The organism is Aquipuribacter hungaricus, assembly GCF_037860755.1.
Lineage (GTDB): Bacteria > Actinomycetota > Actinomycetes > Actinomycetales > JBBAYJ01 > Aquipuribacter > Aquipuribacter hungaricus.
This window is the reverse complement of the sequence record NZ_JBBEOI010000513.1, coordinates 1-645: the sequence shown is the minus strand read 5'-3', so window position 1 is coordinate 645 and position 645 is coordinate 1. Positions and strand designations below refer to the sequence as shown.

The window sequence follows — 645 nt, the reverse complement described above, 5'->3', positions numbered from 1 at the left end:
GCCGCGGTGGCGACGGCCGTCGCGCTCGGCGGGCCGGCCCCGCCCGAGGGCTGAGGCGGGCGCGGCACCCTGCGTCGGCCCCGCCCGCCGGAGCCCTCAGGCGTGCCGGCGGCGCGAGCTGATGACGCCGGTGTCGAAGCCGGCCAGGTGGAGGCCGCCGTGGAACCGGGCGTGCTCGATCTTCAGGCACCGGTCCATGACGACCTCCAGCCCTGCCGCCTCGCCGTCGGCGGCCACCTGGTCGTGGCGCAGGCCCAGCTGCAGCCACAGCGTCCGCGCCCCGACGTCGACGGTCTCCTGCAGCACGGCGGGGAGCGCGTCGTGGGCGCGGAAGACGTCGACGAGGTCCGGCACGACCGGCAGCTCGGCGAGGCTCGGGTAGACCGGGCGGCCGAGCACCTCGCGGATCCGCGGGTTGACGAAGTAGACGTCGTAGGGCGACGTGGACAGCAGGTACGTGGCGACGAAGTAGCTCGCCCGCGCCGGGTTGTCGCTCGCGCCGACGATGGCCACGCTGCGGGTCCGGCGCAGGATCGCCAGGCGCTGCTGCGCCGTCGGCCCCTGCCACGGGTCGGGCGCCGGGGCCTCCGCGGCGCGGCGGCCGTCGACGCTGCCGGTGGTGGCCTGCTCGTCGCCGCCCGCCCC

At 77.7% G+C, this 645-nt stretch carries 1 protein-coding gene; it reads right to left on the bottom strand.

Translation table 11 applies throughout. The features are described 5' to 3' along the window. Nucleotides 1–96: 96 nt before the first annotated feature. A complete protein-coding gene (locus WCS02_RS20925) occupies nucleotides 97–540 on the bottom strand; it encodes a CoA-binding protein (RefSeq protein WP_340296230.1) in 444 nt (147 codons plus the stop codon). Between the last annotated feature and the right edge of the window lie 105 nt (nucleotides 541–645).